Consider the following 19,004-nt stretch of genomic DNA (forward strand, 5'->3'; position numbering starts at 1 on the left):
ATTGTTAACAAAAAGCCACCCGGCGCGACTTCAGCGCAATTATTGGTAAATCCTTAAATCAGTTCTATAGTCGACACAGTTTCTTCTTCACCAGGACTCACTATGCGATTTAACGGACTGACCAAAGGTTTCTTTATTCTCATCCTGGCCCTTGTAACCTGGGCCTTCTTTGACGTGCTGTCTCCCTATTTCTCGGCGATTCTGTGGGCCGCGATCCTGACCATCATTTTCAACCCGGTGAAAAACAAACTGCGTACCGCGCTGGGCGATCGCAACGGGCTGGCTTCACTCCTCACACTCGGCATTATCTGCCTGATCGTGTTTATTCCGTTGATGGTGATCCTTTCCTCGCTCGCGGTGGAACTGAACATGGTTTACACCAGGCTGCAACAGAACAACACGCAGTTCCCGGAAGTGATCGCCGGTATCTTCAACCGCCTGCCGGACTGGGCCAGCGGCTTCCTGGCGGATCACAACCTGACCAACGCCGCGCAGATCCAGAAAAAACTCTCCGATGTCGCGTTACAGGGCGGGCAGTATCTGGCGGGCAGCGCGTTCCTGATTGGGAAAGGGACGTTCGGCTTTGCCATCAGCTTTGGCATTATGCTGTATCTGCTGTTTTTCTTGCTGAAAGACGGGCCGTATCTGGTGCGCCAGATCCTCGACTCGCTGCCGCTGTCTGACTTCGTCAAACAGCACCTGTTCGCTAAGTTTGTCGGCGTGTCGCGCGCCACGGTAAAAGGCACGGCGGTCGTGGCGGTGGTTCAGGGCACGCTCGGTGGTATCGCCTTTGCTATTGTCGGTATTGACGGCAGCGTATTGTGGGGCGCACTGATGGCATTTCTCTCCCTGGTGCCTGCCGTTGGGTCGGCCATCGTCTGGGTTCCCGCCGCCATCTTCCTGTTTGCCACTCACCAGCTGTGGCAGGGTCTGTTCATTGTGGGCTTCTTCGTCATTATCGTCGGGCTGGTGGACAACCTGTTGCGTCCGCTGCTGGTGGGCAAAGACACCAAAATGCCGGACTACCTGATACTGATCACCACGCTCGGCGGTATGGAGCTGTATGGCATTAACGGCTTTGTGATTGGGCCGCTGATTGCCGCTCTGTTTATCGCCTGCTGGAACCTCTTCTCCGGCCGCGACCACGCAGGCAACGCCGAGGAGCTGGACGCAGACTTTATCGAAGAGGGGAGAAATTCTCCGGATCTATAAAGAAACGCGTTCTGTGAGGCGGCCCTGTGCCGCCTTTTTTTTCGCGATAAATCAGAGGTTTTCTATAATCTGAAATGAACGCTCTTCCACATTTGTCGTAGAAGGATCCAACAGGTGCGAATCGCCACGATCACGAACTGGGCTTATGGTGTCACGGTGTGCCTGACCATTGCCTCCGGCATCGTCATGCTGATGGCTTCCCACGCCGATAACATCGAACGTGAAGCCGTTAAACAACGCCAGGTCTTCGATCAGCTGACGGAGGAGATCGAGACAGACACCTGGATGCTCTCCGATCTGGCGCGGCTTTACGTCATCCAAAAAGAGCCCGAGGTGCTTGAGAAATATCAGGCGAAAGAAGCCGAGCTGAAGAATATCGAACACACGCTGCGACAGCTCAAAAATACGGGGGCATCGGGCGAAGAGCTGGCGCTGCTGTACGACGGACTGAAAATTGTAGACGATCTCCAGGATGAACAGCAGGCAGCCATTGACGGCATCGCCCGTGGCGAGGAACAGCAGGCCGTTTCGCTGCTGTTTGGTAAGAGCTATGAGCTGGAACTCGAACGGGCACACAACACTATCGAACGCTTTCGCATGCTGCTGGACAAGCGCATTATTGCCGACGTGCAGGCCGCAACCAAAACGTCCAAAACGCTTCGAACGGCCTCTGAGGTGATGGTCGGCCTGACCGCCCTGCTCTTCCTGTTTGTGATGGTTTTCATCCTCAAGCGCCGCGTACTCCGTCCGGTGGTGCGTCTGAGTGACGTGGTTCATCGTCTTGCATCGCAGGATTACGCCGTCGAAACGCCGAACTTTACCCAGGTTGATGAAATCGGTGATATGGCGCAGGCCATCCGCATCTTCCGTGAGAACGGGCTGGCAAGGCAGCGGCTGGAAAAAGAGCGCGATGCTGACTGGGCCATCCGCGAACTGCTGGCGCGAATGACCCAGCGGTTGCAGGGCTGTGAAAACTTTGCCGACGTGATGAATGTGGCGGAGCTGTTTGCACCCAATATTGCGCCGGGGGTTTCAGGGCGTCTGTATATTCTGGAACGCGAGCCGTGGCAGATGCGCTGTACGGCCGAATGGCTATCGCCAGAAGGGGATAAAAAGCCGTTCCATCCTGACGAATGCTGGGCCGTCCGGCGTGGTCAAAGCCATCCGCCAGTGAACGGCGAGCCGGATATCGGCTGTTATCATCTGCCCGAATCACAGGCGCAGCAATCGCTGTGCGTTCCCCTGATTGCTCAGGGCGAGGCGATTGGATTGCTCTCATTCCAGAACATCACGCCTGAAACCGCGCCGTCCCGCGCCTATCTGGAACTGATGGCCGAGGCGCTGGGACTGGCGCTGGCCAACCAGCGGCTGCGCGATGCGCTGCTGGAAAAAGCCCTGTTCGATCCCTTGACGGGGCTGCGTAACCGCCACCATCTGGAAGATACGTTACGTACTCAAATGAAGCAGGCCGTGCGTAACGAGGAGCCGGTAAGCTGCCTGATGATCGATATCGATCACTTCAAGAGCATTAATGACCGCTTTGGTCATGAGGCTGGCGATCTGGTGATCAAAAGCGTGGCAGCCATTATTCAACGGGCGGTACACGATAGCGGGCTGGCCTTCCGCTATGGGGGTGAAGAGTTTTTGGTGCTTCTTACCGATGCAGATGAGGAAGCAGCGCACGGCGCTGCAACGGAGATCTACAACGGCGTGCATGCGCTTTCGCTGCGCTACGGGCTTTCGGAGATTGGCCCGGTGGATGTGTCGATCGGGATCGCCAGCTATCCGCAGCACGCGCAGAGCGATAATCTGCTGCGCGCGGCGGACGTCGCGTTGTACCGGGCGAAAGAGCTGGGCCGCTCGCGGATTGTCAGCTTTGGGATGCTGGAGGCGGGCTAAAGGGGTTATTCGAGCCTGAGGTTCAGGATCGCGCGATCGCCCAAAGCACCACCATACCCAGCGAATTACTCCGCTTGTCCACGTACAGGGTGCCATCGATTAAATAATATCCCTGAGGATAACAGATGCGGATCTCTCTCTTGAGTTCCGGCTCATAGACTTCCGCCCCCGAACAGCTATTTCTGCTGCCGGATTCATACCGGTAATGTTGGCTCCAGGCAGAGTATTCTCCGTTCAGTAGCCAGGCCGCGGTAAAGATGACGAAAATGGCAACCGGCAGGCTGAAGATGATGAGGCCGAGGTAAAGTTTGACAACGTCAACAAGGGTTTTGTCTTTAAACGCCCTCTTCGCGGCGAACATCACTATCGCCACCAGCGGCAGCAGCAATGTGACAGCCGCAAGATACTGTTCCCCCAGGGCCGTAAGAAATGTCACGCGATAAATCTCGATTGACCAGACAACAAAGCCAAATATCAACGCTAACCCGCCAACGATGAGTGGAATTAAAAAGGCATAGCTATCTTTTTTCATGATGGACGGTTCCTTGTCATGCGTCTGCGGTAAGAAGGTTAAGCATCGCTCGGGTGGCTGCCGACTGACGGCGTTTTTACATCCTGATTATGATGGATAAACGTGGGGAGAGATAAAATATATAAACTAGTAGGATAACTAAATTATAATTCTTATACTTATGTTAAAACGTGGAGGCTGAAATGCGATTAATCCTAATGCTGTGCTGCTTTTTAGTGCAAAGCGTCACCCTGGCTGGTGAGTTGCCAAAACCTGATGGTAAACCCATTTTAACGATTTACGGTAATATCGAGAACACGAATGAAAGTGGAAAAGCCGTGTTTGATATCGCCAGCCTTGAAAAACTCGGTATGGTGAGCTTCCAGACATCATCCCCCTGGTATAATGGCCGCACAAAGTTTGAGGGTGTTCCAATGAGCAAACTCATGGATTATATTGGCGCAAAGGGTAACGTGGTCAATGTTATAGCGCTTAATGATTACGCGACAGCCATCCCGCTGAGCGACTTTAAAAAATATAATGCCATACTCGCTTTGAAGGTTAATGGTGAATATATGCGCATCCGAGATAAAGGTCCGGCATTCATTGTATATCCCTACGACAGTCTTCCTGAATTAAATAATCAGATATATTATTCGCGATCGGCATGGCAGGTCAGCAAAATGAAGATTGAATAGCAGTTCAGGAGAACATAATGAACAGGATACTGGTTGGTATCATTTTTTCTCTTTTTATCACCACTGGATATATTGCTTTTCTTGTTTACGATCGACAGCAGGAGCTCCAAAAACTGACTCATTACACGGAGTCATGGTCTGTCGCCCAACTGGTATCCGAATATTACCGCTTTGAATCATGGCTTGGTCTGTACGCAACCGATTCCGATGACGTTACGATAGACCAGGTCCGGATGCGGCTGGAAATTATGCTAAGCCAGAATGATCTGTTTAAGGAGGGGGATTTAGGACATTACATTAAAAACGTTCAGGCACATCATGACCTCGCGTTAAGCCTTGATAAAATCCTTACGTATCTGGATGCTAACCTCGAAAAAATGAGCCATTCGGATGTAAAAACATACCTTCATACCATGCATTTGCTGGATGCTCCACTCAGTCAGCTTTCATCAAGCGCGTTAACGAAAGACATTAGCACGATTAACAGTAGCAACCATAAAATACAGATCCTGTATTATATTTACTCAGCCCTCTCTTTACTGCTGATCATTCTGAGTATTATCCTGGGTTTTTTAACGATCTATCAAAATAAAAACATCCTTAAAGCGCACAGGCAGGTTGAAAGTCTTGCAGAAGAACTCCAGTTATCCAAGGAGACCCTACAGATTCAGAATTCAAAACTAGAGTATGACGTTTACCATGATTCCCTCACTGGCATGAAAAACCGTCTGTACTTCTGGGATGAGCTCAGCAAACTCAATCTTGAGGCCGAAGAAAATCATGTTCCCGTTACGGTAATGTTATTTGATTTAGACCGATTCAAAGAGGTCAACGATACCTATGGCCATGATGCTGGCGATTTACTGTTACGTCAGGTATCCAGGCGGTTGACCGCCATGAGCAATATTTCAGACAGGTTTTACCGTTTAGGCGGAGACGAGTTTGCTTTTTTAGCCAGTGGGTTAAACGAAAGCGAAGCCGTTTTGCGCGCTAGAGAGATCAGCGAGAATATCAGTAAACCCTATACGATTAATAACCAGCTCATAAAAATTGCCACCTGCGTGGGTATTGTTTTATCAGATAATGAACGACGTGCTGATTATCTTTATAAGTTCGCCGATCTGGCGCTCTATGAAGCCAAAAAGGCAGGCTCACAGCAGATTAAAGTTTTCCGTCAGCGAATGCTTCAGAAGTTGCAGGAGAGCAGAACGCTTGAAAATGATATGGCAAGGGCGATAGAAAACAATGAATTTATTGTTTATTACCAGCCTATTGTGAATTCCGTCAGCAAGGAAATTTACGGCTATGAAGCGCTTATTCGCTGGATGCATCCTGTAAAGGGAATGCTTTCCCCGGATAGCTTTATTTTCGCCGCTGAAAAAACAGGCATGATCAACGAGATAGGTAAAACCGTACTTAAACTGGCCTGCAGGGAAGCGGTCTCCTGGGCTGTTCCGGCCAGGATCTCCGTAAACGTCTCGCCTGTTCAATTAGGCAGCAAATCATTTATTAATACGGTGCAGACCGTTCTGGCTGAGACCGGGCTCCCGGCTAACCGTCTTGAGTTAGAGGTCACGGAGTCATCCCTCTTTAGTGACAGAAATAACCCCATTGCGATTCTGAAAAAACTCCGCGCACTGGGCGTAAGAATTTCCATTGATGATTTTGGCACGGGTTATTCGTCGCTCTCCAGACTCAGCGAACTGAATTTTGATAAAATCAAGATCGATAAATCTTTTGTCAATCCGATATCTACACAAGAAGATGCGCTTAATATTGTGAAGCTTATTACCGGTATGGCTAAGAGCCTTAATATGGGCGTTATAGCCGAGGGCGTTGAGACCGAAGAGCAGCTTGAGCGGCTTCAGGCTCTGGGTTGCGAGCTTGTGCAGGGATATCTTTTCAGCAAACCACAGCCTCAGGTCGACAGCAAAATTAAGAGCGGCCTGGAATGATTCCCTCTCCTCAACCCGATGCCAACCGTGATCACGTTTTTCACCCCTGGGTATTCACTTATAAAAATCAGGTGTTATCATTCACCCCGTAAATACCTTTCAACTCAACCCGAGGCTTTGATGCTGGAGAATGTAATCATCCGATAATCAGCTTACCGACCTTTCCAGGCCGGACTGATTATCAATGCGCCGAAATCGAATGCGGACACCGCTGTGTGTTTGCACGTTTTGCACATGATGATTAAACAGGTTTTCCAGTATGAATTTATCCCGTCAGGAACAACGTACCTTACACGTTCTCGCCAAAGGTGGCCGTATTGTGCACGTCCGCAATACCTCCGGCCGCGTCACCGCCGTTGAATGCTATAGCCGCGAAGGGCTACTGCTGGCTGACTGCACGCTCGCCGTTTTCAAAAAGCTCAAAACCAAAAAGCTGATCAAATCCGTTAACGGTCAGCCCTACCGTATTAACACTACGGGGCTGAATAACGTCCGCGCCCAGCCCGATAACCGCTAAGGAGAGGATGATGGATATCCCACGTATTTTTACTGTTAGCGAAAGCGAACACCGCATTCATAACCCCTTTACGCCAGAGAAGTACGCGACGCTGGGCCGCGTGTTACGCATGAAGCGAGGCACACGCATTCTCGATCTTGGCAGCGGCTCGGGAGAGATGCTTTGCACCTGGGCACGTGATTACGGTATCACCGGTACCGGCATCGACATGAGCCCGCTCTTCACCGCGCAGGCCACGCGGCGCGCAGAGGAACTCGGCGTCAGCGAACGCGTCCATTTCATTCATAACGACGCGGCTGGCTATGTCGCGAATGAAAAATGTGACGTGGCGGCCTGCGTTGGCGCAACCTGGATTGCGGGTGGCGTAGCCGGGACGATGGATCTGCTGGCAAAAAGCCTCAAGCCCGGGGGAATAATGCTCATTGGCGAACCGTACTGGCGTCAGGTACCCGCGACGGAGGAGACAGCCCAGGCGTGCGGCGTCTCGTCGATTGCAGACTTTCTCACTCTGCCCGGTCTGGTTGTGTCTTTCGATCAACAGGGCTATGACCTGGTTGAAATGGTGCTGGCAGACCAGGAAGGCTGGGACAGGTACGAAGCCGCAAAATGGATGACCATGCGTCGCTGGCTGGAGGAAAACCCAGAAGATGACTTCGCGCAGGAGGTTCGGGCGGAGCTGACGATAGCGCCTGAACGTCATGTGACGTACTCGCGGGAGTACTTTGGCTGGGGGGTGTTTGCGTTAATGGCGCGATAATATGGCGCTGGCGGTATAGCCTTTGGGGTATACCGCCATTCGGCGTTTACGATCATGCTTTTTCTCAATCAGTCTAAAGATACAGCGCAGCATTCCCCCGCTAAGAGACAGATATATACAAGTAATGTGTTAACATACAGCTATACGGGTTACGTCATATTAGATAACGATGATCAATAAAATACTGGTAAGTGCATGCCTGACGGGACTCAAAGTACGTTATGACGGAAGCGAGAAAGCACAGATGTCAGATCAGTTGCAGCGCTGGCAGAAAGAAGGACGCCTTGTGATCTTCTGTCCAGAACTGGCCGCCGGTTTATCAGTGCCCCGTCCTCCGGCTGAAATTATTTCTGCTGAAACTAAAGATACATTGCTGGCGCAGGTCAGAATAATTGAAATTAATGGGCAGGATGTCACTGAACAATATCAGCTCGCCGCCAGATTAGCGCTTCGTACCGCTCAGGAGTCAGATTGTACCGCGGCGCTATTAACCGACGACAGCCCAACATGCGGTAGTCAATTTATCTATGACGGTTCATTCAGCGGCCAGCGTAAGTCAGGAATGGGTGTCGCTGCATCGCTACTCTCCAAACATGGTATAGCCGTATTTTCTGAGAAGAGGCTCGCCGACCTGATTGCCTGGATTGATGAAAAAGAAAAGTGAGTTCTTTTTAAATGGCTACGGATAAGACTCACTTAATCCGTTTATGCTATTTTTTGAGAAAAACACACTTCACAAAACCTTTCTGAATCTCATTAATTTTAAGCACCAATTGATTTGGTGAAACGTTAGCGCGGAAATGTCGATGAGATCAGGGATAGACACATGAAAATTGCTAAAAATATGATCATCTCAGCCATCCTGTTACCTTTCTAGTGATTATCTGCGGATGGCCAATAACGTCATAAAATTTAACGTGCATTGAGCATTCAGCCCACCTGACGACAAGAAGGATACTCCTCTTTCAGCCGTCAGGTTTGACATAACTTAACGTCACGCAGGCGCTGTGCTACCTGCCACGCCCGCATTTTATTTCACAAATTTCCACACTTCTGGAGGTACCTTGTCGTAAAGTTTCCCCATTGTCAGTTCGGCCAGTCGGTGATCGACCGCAGAGTTAAATGTCTCCAGCTCATCACTGGAAAGAGAATAGGTGTTTTTATCTATGAGTTTTTCTAACGTATCTTTTGATGTACACCGCCTGAGTTGTAAAAGCCATTCCTGTTTGGTCATATCGACTCTTTAATTTCAATGGATGAGAGAAAAATTATTATTTATCATACTAATAATAATTTATTGTGAACGTTAGCGCTGACTCCGCCAAACCAGGAGTCACCTGCCCGCCTGACTGTATATATCTGGCCTGCAGAGGGATCCGTAATTGCGTCACTCCCGTATTTCCGGTTACGGGGCCCAGAGGATAAAAAGCTGTTCCCATTTTTATCATGCTGGTATCATTTTGCTTTCTGACCTGCATATCTATCCCCGTTGCACTGCCAGTACCTGATTTGAGACTGAATGAATCAGGTGTAGGGTTGCCATAAACGGGATTAATCAATACACTCATTTGGTTTTTTGCCTGAAAATATCCTGGATAATTCCCCGGGCAATTATCTAATTCAATGTTGAAATCCACCCATTGACTGGTACTTCCCACACCGGTGAAATCAGTCGTTTTATATTTTCCCATTGGCACGACCACATCAGGTGTCTGGCATGTAAACGGAATAACATTCACTGAGCCGCTAAAAGATACAGACCCCATCGTTATTTTCTTTCCGTCATAGAGTGTTCCATCACTCTTATAAATCATGCCGTATATGCCGAAGGTGGGCAGGTCACTCCCCGATAAAACGCCTGGCTGTAAGAGGGAACCGTTAACTAATGCTATATAATATATACCAGTACCTATGCCAGAACCATTACCAATGGCAGAAGATCCAGCGGGGCCGGAAATTGTTACATAATGAACTGTAGTCACCGCCATGCCTGGTGGAGAAGAAAGAGAATTAGTGAATCCGACTCCAAATGCCGGAGCATTCATTGCAACGACACTGTAAGCTGGTTTAATCCCTATATTCAAATTATAAGAACTACCATATGAACTCAATGGTTCAAGAAAAACATATAGCGTATAAGTTGCAAAATCTCCAGCAGTTACATGACACTGATAATTGTAACTTGAAGTTATAGTGTAATTAGAGGCTATCACAGTGGTCAACGAGGATAGGTCAACACCGGGTGAAATACTACCTCCAGGTAATACTATCTCTTTGTGGCCAATATTCGTGTCGTCACAAACAGGTGCAGCTAAGGCCACCGACGGGAAATGCGCCATGATGAACAATGAAATAGCGAGTAACATTTTCATGCTACTGCGTGACAGAAACCCTACCGCATTCAGTAACATTCCAGGACCTCTTTCTTCATATTAATTGCTGAACCTTCTTCGGAAATGATAACTTTCATTTTGCATTGTCCCTGATTACCGGCCTTCAGTTTGAGAATATGAGTGCCTGGCTCAAGGCGAACAAATATCTGCCCGGCCTGGCCGACGGTCGTAATATAATTACCTTTCTCATTGCTGATATCCGCGCCGAAGGGGGCTGGTTTTCCTTTCCATCGGGCAGAAATCAGTACGGGGACCCCTGTCTGCGTATGATATTGAACCTTTACAATGGCACCGGCGTAGGGGGCCACCTTACGTGACGTGCTCTCAAAACCGACATTGTTTGTCGCATCCTTTGGATCGATGGCCACTTCATTCAGTTCATATGCATTCAGATAAGGCACTGCGGCATAACCGATATTATCAATGCGGATACCAGGGTAAGAGGAAACCCGGGCACCTTCGGCTCCTCTGGCTTCAATCAACGCCCAGGTATCTGAGGTGTAAGGACTGAGGGTTGCGCCACCGGAATGCAGGATCACGGACCCATTCGCACCAAATGACTGGCTCTGGTAGTGATTACCAACGCTGCTGCTGCCATTAAGGTACGTATACGGTGTTCGCCACTGCCCGTTAACATACAGACTGCTGCCGGTTGCGCCGCTGGTATTGCGGGCTGTTACCCCATAGCTGTACTGGTTGTCTTCGCCGGCACTTCCGGACAGGGAGGCCGCCTCAGACCAGGATCCATCATTGTTGCGCCCTGTTTCCAGACGCGCGGATGGAACATGTGTATCTCCGGCAGTACCCAAGGGGAAGCTGAGGGAAAGAAGCCAGCTGGTATCACTTTTGCCGTACCAGGTGTATGTCCGGTTGACATTTAATCCGTAAGTGACGGAATTCCAGCTATTACTGTAACCGACCTGGAATTGTTTATCGGTATCCTTACTGTTCCAGTAATTCTGTAATGACGCACTTGCATAGAACTGTCCCAGGCCTTCTGGAAGAGACTGGCTGGCAGTCAGGGTATAGCGGCTTTTGGAACGTTTCAGACGCTGTTCATCGTAACCACGCGCCAGCATATCTTTTGTCATCATGGCTGTTGCCAAATCGTAATAGCCCTGCGTTGAAAAACGATAGGTTGCCAGCGTCAGATTGGTGCCCGACCGGGGGATAAATTTTGAATAGCTAAGTCGGTAGCTCTGTCCGGATGACGTTTTATGGCCATATTCCTGACCGTTCGGATTGCCTGAGAAAGAAGCATGCGACTGGGTGATATCCAGAGAAATCGCCCCGGCCTGGGTTCCTATTGCCATACCGGCCTGAGCGGCATAATAACCGTCGCTTTGTTGCCAGCCAGTATAGCCCGTCAGGTAATTTGACAGGCCATGCTGCCAGGTTGCCTCATAAAACTCCGGTTTATCTCTAAGGTTAAGCTGGCGTAATTTACCCGCCGTAAAGGAATAGCGGTACGACCCCGGTCTAATCAACTGCGGCATCGCGGTATACGGGACCAGAAAAAAGTTTTCATTGCCATCTGCTTCCCGAACGGTCACGGCAAGGTCGCCACCAAACCCCGTCGGATAAAGATCGTTAATGACGAATTCACCCGGGGAGACAGTTGTCTCATAAATGATGGCGTTATTCTGGCGTACAGTGACTTTGGCGTTCGTTCTGGCCATCCCCCTGATTTCAGGCGCATAGCCCCGCTGCGAAGTTGGATACATGCGCTCATCGCTGGCAATTTGCATACCGGAAAATGGCAGGGAGTCAAAAACCCTGCCTGTGGTATTAGACTGGCCAATAAGTAAACGACCTTTGATAAACGGAATATCTCGCTGAGCAAACGTGTTCAGAGACTGATAATCCTTTTTCCCATCATCAGACCATGAATAGGAGCCATTATGACGGAAATACCATGCGCCAAGATTAAATCCGGTATTCAGTGAGGCAAACAACGACTTATAATCGTAATGACTGGACTGACTTGTCCAGGCGTTCAGCCCATAGCTGAGAAATGCTGCTGGTATACCGCTATCCCAGAGCTCCGGGTTCACGGAACCACGCGCAGAGCGATGAACATATTTTTGCGGCAACGTAATATCCAGTACCTGCTCACCGGCATCGAATTCGACCCTGGCATTCGGGATGCCAGATAAGATCTCGGTGCAGCCATCAGAATTTGGCTGTCGCACTGTGTCGGTCTCATTGATTCTTTCCCAGGCCAGAGGGATCGCTTTCAGTAATTCCGGCGTTATACAGACATAACCAGAGTTATCCGCCCGGGTTTTAATCTCGATATTTTCATTCCCTACTTCACTCCCATTTACCCGAATAGAGGCATAATATTTCCCGGGTAAAAGAAAACCGCGCTTTGAAAAGCGGCTGATATCGACGGGTTGATTGTTTTGTAACATCAGTACATCACTGATAAATTCAACGTCCCCGGTCCCGGGGTCAGGTATCACTTCTGACAGAGGATTCTCAGGCTGCGCTCCTGTGTGTTCCATTGCTTCAGTTGAATGCGATATACTGCAAAAACCCGCAACAGCTGCTGCAAGAAAGCTCTTGCGGAAATATTTATTATGGTTTTTCACGTTATATTCCCTGTCAAACAGACGTTATTGAACAGCAGCAGATTTCGCAGTGACTGCGCCATAATCATTGACGGCGTCAAAGTGAATCGTTTGTCCATGCCTTACCTGCAACGGAAACGACTCAGCATCAAAAGGTGCTATCATTTTCCCTTCGGTCTTTTTTCCATTCGCTTTTACGCCAGAAATAGATACATTCCAGGGCGTTTTATTGATGGCCTGTAATTTCCCGTCTACGGTTTTCCATTCGAGCTTATCCGGAGCTTCAATGGATTTCCCCTGAAGCGCCTGCGGCCGATAAAAAAGTTTTATCCGGGTACGAAAAGCGATTTGTAAAAAATTATCATCTTTCTTTGCACTGTTACGTGCTGGCACTTCAAGCACGTTAAGCCAGAATACTGACTCTTTATCTGAAGGCAGGTGTTTTCCGGTAAAACTGATCTGTAGTGTCTGACCTTTGCCGGGATCAACACGGTTTATCGGGGGCGTCACAATAAAGGGGGCAGTGCTGGTATCCGGAGATTTACTCATAACTCCATCATCAACCCAGCTCTGGATAAGTACGGGGGATTTACCATTATTATTAAGTTTCACACTGACAGAGCGCTCGCCCTGAGAGTAAATCACCCGGGTACCGGTAATAACAATACTGGCTTTCACGGGCGCGCTAAGCAGCACCAGAAAAAGTATGCATAGTGAACTCAGTGTCTGAATAAAAAAAAAGGTATGCTTCCGCTGCATAGGCATAAATCCACCCTCTCTGAAAGGGGGCCGAAGCCCCCTGATTAATAAAGTACGTTGAATTACATGTACTGAATGGAGTAAACCACCTGGCTGATAACTGTCCCGGCAGTGGTTGCAGCATCAGCAAAATACTCAACTGAATAAGGCAGATTTGCACTGCCGGATGAAACATCAACATAAGTTGTGTTGGCAGCCTGATTGCCGTTACCCGCCACAATGACACCTCCAGTAGCAGAGGACTCATCACGCAGCTGCAGGCTGACGCCGGTTGCCGTTCCGGTCTTATTCAGCAGATGTCCGCTGGCTAAATCCACGGTCGGACCTGCTTCAAAGAACGCGGAGGCGTTTTGCAGAGTGCCCTGGCAATTAGTCAGGGCAATATTAAATCCCGTACGCCCCGCGGTCTGGCCTGCAGTAGTCAACTGGTTGGTACCAACGGTAGGCAGAATAACCGTTGCATCTGCACCCTGTGTATCAACGACGGCATCACAGGTAGTGGCAGTCAGTTGACCATTAAAGGTAATGGTTCCTGTCGATGCAGCATTCGCAGAATTTACAGTTGCACCCAGAACAGCAAACAGCGTTAACGCAATAGCACTTTTTTTCATGTCTATATCCTTAGATCATATTTATACACGATAGAGTTGTAATAAGGAGATGTGAAAACATCCTTATCAAAACCCTTACTTAGAATGGTGAAAATCACCAGGCACTACAAAAAAACATAAAGCGTTGAGTTATTAATTTTCAGTATTAAGCACTTCATCTGTTCAAACAAATGAATTTTGGCAATAAACAAACAGAGGTAAACCATGGGACAGCGGTTATAGCATCCCTGTTATAATTTCACTTAATGCTTTCACTACAAAATGAGCTTCCCCATCACCATTAACCAACATTTTCTGATAAGCAGAACGTTTATAATGACTAATTTTCTTAACCCCAGTTTTATACTTAAAGGAACTAAACTGGGCACCGGTTAAGTTAAAATAGTTGAAAATCACCTGTTCCTCTTTTTGGGTAAGAGATATGCCAGGCATAAAACTTACCCTCCCGTACTTCTTAATTACATCTAACATCCGCCATGATGAAAGGCATCTGTTAATTACCAAAAAACCTTTATAACAAAGCGCCATTTCTCTTTTGCCGAGGGTTCTCAGAGAAAAGACAATATTAGTTCTAAAACGCGCAGCGAAATTCCTGATGAGGTTCAAGTCATCCACTGCCAGTATTATGATGCTTTTTTCATTATAGTTTTCAAAAGGAATACCATCAGAAAAACATTCCTGCTGGTTTTGATCTACATAATGACAAAAAACATTTAGATTATTTTCATTCTTTAATAAAAACCCCAACCCATTAAGGTAAAAATAATCATCGGAGATGATAAAAACTGTTTTTTTTACTGTCATGGTATCCGTCCTGTCAGCGGTAGTGTTTTATAAAATCACAAAAAGCAGCTACGGATAAAGGTCGTAAAAAAAAATACCCTTGCATATGTATGATGCCAGCCTTTTCCAGAGCTTCTTTTTGATGTTGATTTTCCACTCCTTCCGCAACAATATGCACCCCGCACAGAGAGGATACTTTTACGATGCCATCAATTAACTTCCGGTAAATTAGTTCAAAGTTCTCTTTTATCTGCGTAACCGAGCGATCCAGTTTTAGAATTGAAACATTACTTACGCCAAAAAATTTCATTGCAGCAGTGTTTATCCCAGCATCATCAATAGCGAACTTCACTCCGATAGAATTATAGAATGTGATTGCATTCAGAATATCACTGGTCGCATCAGTAATATTTCTTTCCACTATCTCAAGCAGGATCACCACGTCTGTTTTGAAATAACTCTTAAACCTCACCACCGCATTTCTGATAGTTTGAGAACTTATCTGACCACAGGTGATATTCAGAGAAAAAACAAAGCCCGATGGGATTTCGCCTGCGCCGTCATTTTTCCTTAACAGTTCTGCCGTTTTCAGTAAAAGCTCTCTTGCATAAAAATCTGCACGCTCAGGAACCTCAAGCTCTTCGATATGCAGCTGATTCAGTATGTATCCTTTTTTTGTTTTTACTCTACAGAGGATTTCTGCTCCCACGATACAGTTATCATAAGTATTAATAACAGGCTGAAGGAAAGGCGTAACATCCATTTCACAATTGTAAGAACATTTCTTTTCAAGTGTATCATTCATTATCAGCATGTTTCATACCCTTCTTTTATCTGTATCGCAGTGTTTATCCTTACTTTCGTTTGCTTCAGCGTGTCCGTCTGCAATGAAACAATCATAACTCTGACTTCTAATTTTTTATATAATATATTGCAAAATATATAAATATCAGATGATTCATCTGAGTATATGTGCAATATTAATTTTTTTATTCTTTTATATAGAAATAAGGCTCATCATTGAGAGAGTTTTACGAACTATCAGAATGTATATAAAACATTCATGTCGGAAGGACAATTCTAAATTTTGATATGATAGTTATTGTAAATAACAAAACACCATCATATTCGCGTGACAGATATGTTTAATATGCTAAAATCTGCGCCAAAATCAGTTTCACTATTTCATACAGGTAAAAGTTCCGCAGGTAAGACCTGAAGGATAAGGACGGGTTATGCTCTATATTTTCAATGAGAATATTGTTTATGATGACGCTCAGTGTTCTTTAACTAACTGTAAGAGTTATGACTCGATCCTTCTTCCAGCAACGGCCTCAAGGTTGCTGTCGTTATTTATCAGATATCAGGGGTCAACTTTAACCCGTGAAGAAATTCTCAATTGCGTATGGGATGAGTACGGTTATAAAGCGTCCAACAATACACTTACACAATATGTATCGTTGATTAGAAAAAATTTTCAGTTACTTGGTGAAACAGCCGATATCATCATCACTATTCCACGTACCGGTTTTGTGATGAACAAAGATGTAGAAGTGAAAATGATCGAACCCGGAGCAGAAAAACAAGACCTGTTGCTTCCGGATACCCGTTTATTCAGTGATGATTTTCTACCTGACACGGTCGAACAGGGGATGTCTCTTACAGAGACTAATAAAGATACAGGCACTGAAGAGGACAGTACGACTTCCATTACAAAAAACAGTAAAAGATTAGTATGGTTTCATGGCCTTAATGCATTGTCATTAATCATGTTCTTACTTATTTGTTATCATATTCAGCTTAAAACTAATGAGATGAAAGTATCCAGGGTATACCAGGTCGGTACGATTGACAGCTGCCCTGTATATATGTTTTTCAGAAGTGCGCATGAACTGCTCCCCGTGAGACTCACCTTAACTGAAAAGATAGCCAGAGAATCAATACCTTGCCTCCCAGGAAGCTTTTATATCTCTCAGCAGGAAGACAGCCTGATTTTTGATGAAGCAGGACGTTTATTCATCAGCAGATGCAGTTATCAGGCTGGCAACAAGAAAAAGTTATCCAGTTGCAAGAGCGTATATAGCCATGAATAAAAAATATAAATTATTAACAATTACTTTATTTGTGTTTTTCTCAGGCATCCTTGTCACTATCAGTAACATGACTAAAAGTGGCAACATTAACTGTTCTGGAACCTTACAAATGAACTCACCGGGCGATCAAGAGTATCTCTTTAATGGAACCATCAGTGTGGTAATACGACCGGGTACTGAAAGTATTATCAGTATCTTTGGTACTTCGGTATCAGCAAGACAGCCTTCCCCTATCAATACGCATCTCGTTAATCGGGATATAACATTCACGGTCCTGAGCAGAAACAAAAGCGATTTTTACCTGAGTGATATGAAGACAACAGCTCACCCCGGGGACAGCATGACCGAGACAGAGGCCTCTGGGCTGCTTTTCGATATGTTTGATCTGGAAAACAACAGGCTCACCGTTCGAAGATATCTCAATACCTTTGTTTTTGGCGATGTTCCTCTTCCTTTATTTATTTGTGTGAAAAAAAGATAAAATTTTATAACCCTTTAATCGGTTTAATATGAAATAAGGTGATTTTCGGATGACCATCTTAACGTTGGTGATATGCACATCTCAGGGCAGAGTTCAAACCAGAATACGGTCAACTGGTTCTGCTCCATAACTTTGCGGTACGACGTAACGTATGTCTGAGATGAATACACTGTGCATATCTTACCGTTATTCTCGACCTGTTCACAACAGAACGGATGGCAAACCAGGCGGGGAGACAAACCAAAGTGATTAGGCGTTTAAATAGAACTTCAGATTGCAACCAAACGAATCCGAAAAGAGATAGCGGGAGAATTTGAAATGGTGCCGATAATAGGAGTCGAACCTACGACCTTCGCATTACGAATGCGCTGCTCTACCAACTGAGCTATATCGGCCCTGAGAGACCGGTTACGAGCGTAACCACGGGGCAAAAGAGTAGATCTAACCGGGTGATGCGTCAATGCCCTTTTGAATCAAACGGCTATTTTTGCATCACCCGAGATTATTTACGCACGAATGGTATCATCACCGAAGCCGATCCACTTGTAGGTGGTCAGCGCTTCCAGCCCCATCGGACCGCGGGCATGCAGCTTCTGAGTGCTCACAGCCACCTCCGCGCCAAGACCAAACTGGCCGCCGTCGGTGAAGCGCGTCGAGGCATTCACGTAAACCGCAGACGAATCCACTTCATTCACAAAACGATCGGCATTGCGCAGGGTGCGCGTCAGGATCGCATCAGAATGCTGGGTTCCGTGTTCACGAATGTGCGCAATAGCATCATCGAGATCCGCAACTACCTTCACGTTCAGATCCAGCGACAAATACTCATCGTCGTACTGCTCCGCGTTAACCGGAACGACCTTTGCCGGACCGTCTTTCAGCAGGGCGAGAGCCTTCTCGTCCGCATGCAGCGTAACGCCACTTTCCGCCATCTGCTTGCTCAGCGCTGGCAGGAAGGTACTGGCGATGCCCTGATGCACCAGCAGCGTTTCCACCGTATTGCAGGTGCTTGGACGCTGAGTTTTAGCGTTGACGATAATCTTCAGCGCAGGTTCGATCTCCGCGGTGTCATCCACCACGATATGGCATACGCCGATACCGCCGGTAATGACCGGAATGGTGGAATGCTCACGGCACAGCTTGTGCAGGCCCGCGCCGCCGCGTGGGATGAGCATGTCGATGTATTTGTCCATGCGCAGCATCTCGTTGACCAGCGCGCGGTCAGGGCTTTCAATCGCCTGCACGGCAGCCGCCGGTAAGCCGCACTCTTCCAGCGCCTGCTGAATGACGTTCACCGTGGCGGCGTTGGTGCGCCAGGTCTCTTTCCCGCCACGCAGGATAGCGGCGTTACCGGTTTTCAGGCACAGGGAGGCAACATCCACCGTCACGTTTGGACGCGCTTCGTAAATCACACCGATGACGCCGAGTGGCACACGACGACGCTCAAGGCGTAACCCGCTGTCGAGCACCCCACCGTCAATCACCTGCCCTACCGGGTCGGCGAGGTTGCACACCTGACGGACGTCATCGGCGATACCTTTCAGACGCGCCGGGGTCAATGCCAGACGGTCGAGCATCGCTTCGCTCAAGCCGTTGCGACGCGCTTCCAGCAGATCCTGCTCGTTGGCGAGCAAAATTTCCTGCGACTGGGATTCCAGATAATCAGCGATTTTTTCCAGCACGCGGTTTTTCTCGCGGCTGGAAAGGAGCGCCAGTTTATACGAGGCGGCTTTCGCAGCTGCGCCCATTTGTTCCAGCATGT

The 19,004-nt window shown here is 47.7% G+C and carries 18 protein-coding genes and 1 tRNA gene; 9 read left to right on the forward strand and 10 right to left on the reverse strand.

The window, feature by feature from the left end; genetic code table 11:
- Positions 1 to 102: 102 nt before the first annotated feature.
- A complete protein-coding gene (locus tag IM282_RS16055) occupies positions 103 to 1,212 on the forward strand; it encodes an AI-2E family transporter (RefSeq protein ID WP_022647190.1) in 1,110 nt (369 codons plus the stop codon).
- A gap of 114 nt (positions 1,213 to 1,326) precedes the next feature.
- Entirely contained in the window at positions 1,327 to 3,111 is a 1,785-nt protein-coding gene (locus IM282_RS16060; protein ID WP_192970632.1) for a diguanylate cyclase, read from the forward strand.
- 22 nt (positions 3,112 to 3,133) lie between these two features.
- Here the strand turns inward: IM282_RS16060 and IM282_RS16065 are convergent, their stop codons facing one another.
- The gene (locus IM282_RS16065; RefSeq protein WP_192970633.1) at positions 3,134 to 3,643 is read right to left on the reverse strand and encodes a hypothetical protein; all 510 of its coding nucleotides are present in this window, start codon (positions 3,641 to 3,643) and stop codon (positions 3,134 to 3,136) included.
- A gap of 182 nt (positions 3,644 to 3,825) precedes the next feature.
- Between IM282_RS16065 and IM282_RS16070 the strand changes: the two genes are divergently transcribed.
- The 5 genes from IM282_RS16070 (at position 3,826) to IM282_RS16090 (ending at position 8,213) form a co-directional block, all read left to right on the forward strand.
- A complete protein-coding gene (locus IM282_RS16070; RefSeq protein WP_045308926.1) occupies positions 3,826 to 4,320 on the forward strand; it encodes a molybdopterin-dependent oxidoreductase in 495 nt (164 codons plus the stop codon).
- 17 nt (positions 4,321 to 4,337) lie between these two features.
- Entirely contained in the window at positions 4,338 to 6,275 is a 1,938-nt protein-coding gene (locus tag IM282_RS16075; protein ID WP_022647186.1) for a bifunctional diguanylate cyclase/phosphodiesterase, read from the forward strand.
- Between the two features lie 259 nt (positions 6,276 to 6,534).
- Complete coding sequence (locus IM282_RS16080) at positions 6,535 to 6,792, forward strand: YjhX family toxin (protein ID WP_022647185.1); 258 nt, start codon at positions 6,535 to 6,537, stop codon at positions 6,790 to 6,792.
- A gap of 10 nt (positions 6,793 to 6,802) precedes the next feature.
- The gene (locus tag IM282_RS16085) at positions 6,803 to 7,549 is read left to right on the forward strand and encodes a cyclopropane-fatty-acyl-phospholipid synthase family protein (RefSeq protein ID WP_192970643.1); all 747 of its coding nucleotides are present in this window, start codon (positions 6,803 to 6,805) and stop codon (positions 7,547 to 7,549) included.
- Positions 7,550 to 7,718: 169 nt separating this feature from the next.
- Positions 7,719 to 8,213, forward strand: coding sequence for a DUF523 domain-containing protein (locus tag IM282_RS16090; protein ID WP_154051903.1), 495 nt, complete (start codon positions 7,719 to 7,721; stop codon positions 8,211 to 8,213).
- Positions 8,214 to 8,579: 366 nt separating this feature from the next.
- Here IM282_RS16090 and hha read toward each other — a convergent pair whose 3' ends face one another.
- From hha to IM282_RS16125, 7 genes are all read right to left on the reverse strand, one after another.
- Positions 8,580 to 8,783, reverse strand: coding sequence for a hemolysin expression modulator Hha (gene hha, locus IM282_RS16095; protein ID WP_192970634.1), 204 nt, complete (start codon positions 8,781 to 8,783; stop codon positions 8,580 to 8,582).
- Positions 8,784 to 8,832: 49 nt separating this feature from the next.
- Positions 8,833 to 9,921, reverse strand: a complete 1,089-nt coding sequence (locus IM282_RS16100) for a fimbrial protein (protein WP_165716271.1) — start codon at positions 9,919 to 9,921, stop codon at positions 8,833 to 8,835.
- A gap of 29 nt (positions 9,922 to 9,950) precedes the next feature.
- Entirely contained in the window at positions 9,951 to 12,536 is a 2,586-nt protein-coding gene (locus IM282_RS16105) for a fimbria/pilus outer membrane usher protein (protein ID WP_370553812.1), read from the reverse strand.
- Positions 12,537 to 12,560: 24 nt separating this feature from the next.
- Positions 12,561 to 13,274 carry a molecular chaperone gene (locus IM282_RS16110; RefSeq protein WP_058677403.1) on the reverse strand — a complete coding sequence of 238 codons (714 nt, stop codon included), beginning with the start codon at positions 13,272 to 13,274 and terminating at the stop codon, positions 12,561 to 12,563.
- Between the two features lie 62 nt (positions 13,275 to 13,336).
- Positions 13,337 to 13,885, reverse strand: a complete 549-nt coding sequence (locus IM282_RS16115) for a fimbrial protein (RefSeq protein ID WP_045622410.1) — start codon at positions 13,883 to 13,885, stop codon at positions 13,337 to 13,339.
- A 216-nt stretch (positions 13,886 to 14,101) separates the two neighbouring features.
- Positions 14,102 to 14,689 (reverse strand): hypothetical protein, encoded by a 588-nt coding sequence (locus tag IM282_RS16120; protein WP_192970635.1) that lies wholly within the window; start codon positions 14,687 to 14,689, stop codon positions 14,102 to 14,104.
- A 13-nt stretch (positions 14,690 to 14,702) separates the two neighbouring features.
- Positions 14,703 to 15,482: an EAL domain-containing protein gene (locus IM282_RS16125; RefSeq protein ID WP_192970636.1), complete on the reverse strand. Its 780-nt coding sequence runs from the start codon at positions 15,480 to 15,482 to the stop codon at positions 14,703 to 14,705.
- A 421-nt stretch (positions 15,483 to 15,903) separates the two neighbouring features.
- Between IM282_RS16125 and IM282_RS16130 the strand changes: the two genes are divergently transcribed.
- Positions 15,904 to 16,761, forward strand: a complete 858-nt coding sequence (locus tag IM282_RS16130; RefSeq protein ID WP_165716273.1) for a winged helix-turn-helix domain-containing protein — start codon at positions 15,904 to 15,906, stop codon at positions 16,759 to 16,761.
- On the forward strand, positions 16,754 to 17,242 hold the full coding sequence (locus tag IM282_RS16135; RefSeq protein ID WP_038418009.1) for a hypothetical protein: 489 nt from the start codon (positions 16,754 to 16,756) through the stop codon (positions 17,240 to 17,242). Before IM282_RS16130 ends, IM282_RS16135 begins: the two co-directional genes overlap by 8 nt.
- A 319-nt stretch (positions 17,243 to 17,561) precedes the next feature.
- Here the strand turns inward: IM282_RS16135 and IM282_RS16140 are convergent.
- Together IM282_RS16140 and proA are read right to left on the reverse strand one after the other, a co-directional pair.
- A tRNA-Thr gene (locus IM282_RS16140) sits at positions 17,562 to 17,637 on the reverse strand.
- A gap of 111 nt (positions 17,638 to 17,748) precedes the next feature.
- On the reverse strand, positions 17,749 to 19,002 hold the full coding sequence (gene proA, locus IM282_RS16145) for a glutamate-5-semialdehyde dehydrogenase (RefSeq protein WP_165716275.1): 1,254 nt from the start codon (positions 19,000 to 19,002) through the stop codon (positions 17,749 to 17,751).
- Positions 19,003 to 19,004: the final 2 nt, after the last annotated feature.

Origin of the sequence: Enterobacter cloacae complex sp. P29RS (assembly GCF_014893445.1) — a bacterium.
Classification (GTDB): domain Bacteria; phylum Pseudomonadota; class Gammaproteobacteria; order Enterobacterales; family Enterobacteriaceae; genus Enterobacter; species Enterobacter intestinihominis.

Excerpts from the sequence above, each read along its gene's own strand:
- IM282_RS16055 (WP_022647190.1), top strand. The coding sequence starts at position 103 with ATGCGATTTAACGGACTGACCAAAGGTTTCTTTATTCTCATCCTGGCC.
- IM282_RS16065 (WP_192970633.1), bottom strand. The coding sequence starts at position 3,643 with ATGAAAAAAGATAGCTATGCCTTTTTAATTCCACTCATCGTTGGCGGG.
- IM282_RS16070 (WP_045308926.1), top strand. The coding sequence starts at position 3,826 with ATGCGATTAATCCTAATGCTGTGCTGCTTTTTAGTGCAAAGCGTCACC.
- IM282_RS16075 (WP_022647186.1), top strand. The coding sequence starts at position 4,338 with ATGAACAGGATACTGGTTGGTATCATTTTTTCTCTTTTTATCACCACT.
- IM282_RS16080 (WP_022647185.1), top strand. The coding sequence starts at position 6,535 with ATGAATTTATCCCGTCAGGAACAACGTACCTTACACGTTCTCGCCAAA.
- IM282_RS16085 (WP_192970643.1), top strand. The coding sequence starts at position 6,803 with ATGGATATCCCACGTATTTTTACTGTTAGCGAAAGCGAACACCGCATT.
- IM282_RS16090 (WP_154051903.1), top strand. The coding sequence starts at position 7,719 with ATGATCAATAAAATACTGGTAAGTGCATGCCTGACGGGACTCAAAGTA.
- hha (WP_192970634.1), bottom strand. The coding sequence starts at position 8,783 with ATGACCAAACAGGAATGGCTTTTACAACTCAGGCGGTGTACATCAAAA.
- IM282_RS16100 (WP_165716271.1), bottom strand. The coding sequence starts at position 9,921 with ATGAAAATGTTACTCGCTATTTCATTGTTCATCATGGCGCATTTCCCG.
- IM282_RS16110 (WP_058677403.1), bottom strand. The coding sequence starts at position 13,274 with ATGCAGCGGAAGCATACCTTTTTTTTTATTCAGACACTGAGTTCACTA.
- IM282_RS16115 (WP_045622410.1), bottom strand. The coding sequence starts at position 13,885 with ATGAAAAAAAGTGCTATTGCGTTAACGCTGTTTGCTGTTCTGGGTGCA.
- IM282_RS16120 (WP_192970635.1), bottom strand. The coding sequence starts at position 14,689 with ATGACAGTAAAAAAAACAGTTTTTATCATCTCCGATGATTATTTTTAC.
- IM282_RS16125 (WP_192970636.1), bottom strand. The coding sequence starts at position 15,482 with ATGCTGATAATGAATGATACACTTGAAAAGAAATGTTCTTACAATTGT.
- IM282_RS16130 (WP_165716273.1), top strand. The coding sequence starts at position 15,904 with ATGCTCTATATTTTCAATGAGAATATTGTTTATGATGACGCTCAGTGT.
- IM282_RS16135 (WP_038418009.1), top strand. The coding sequence starts at position 16,754 with ATGAATAAAAAATATAAATTATTAACAATTACTTTATTTGTGTTTTTC.
- proA (WP_165716275.1), bottom strand. The coding sequence starts at position 19,002 with ATGCTGGAACAAATGGGCGCAGCTGCGAAAGCCGCCTCGTATAAACTG.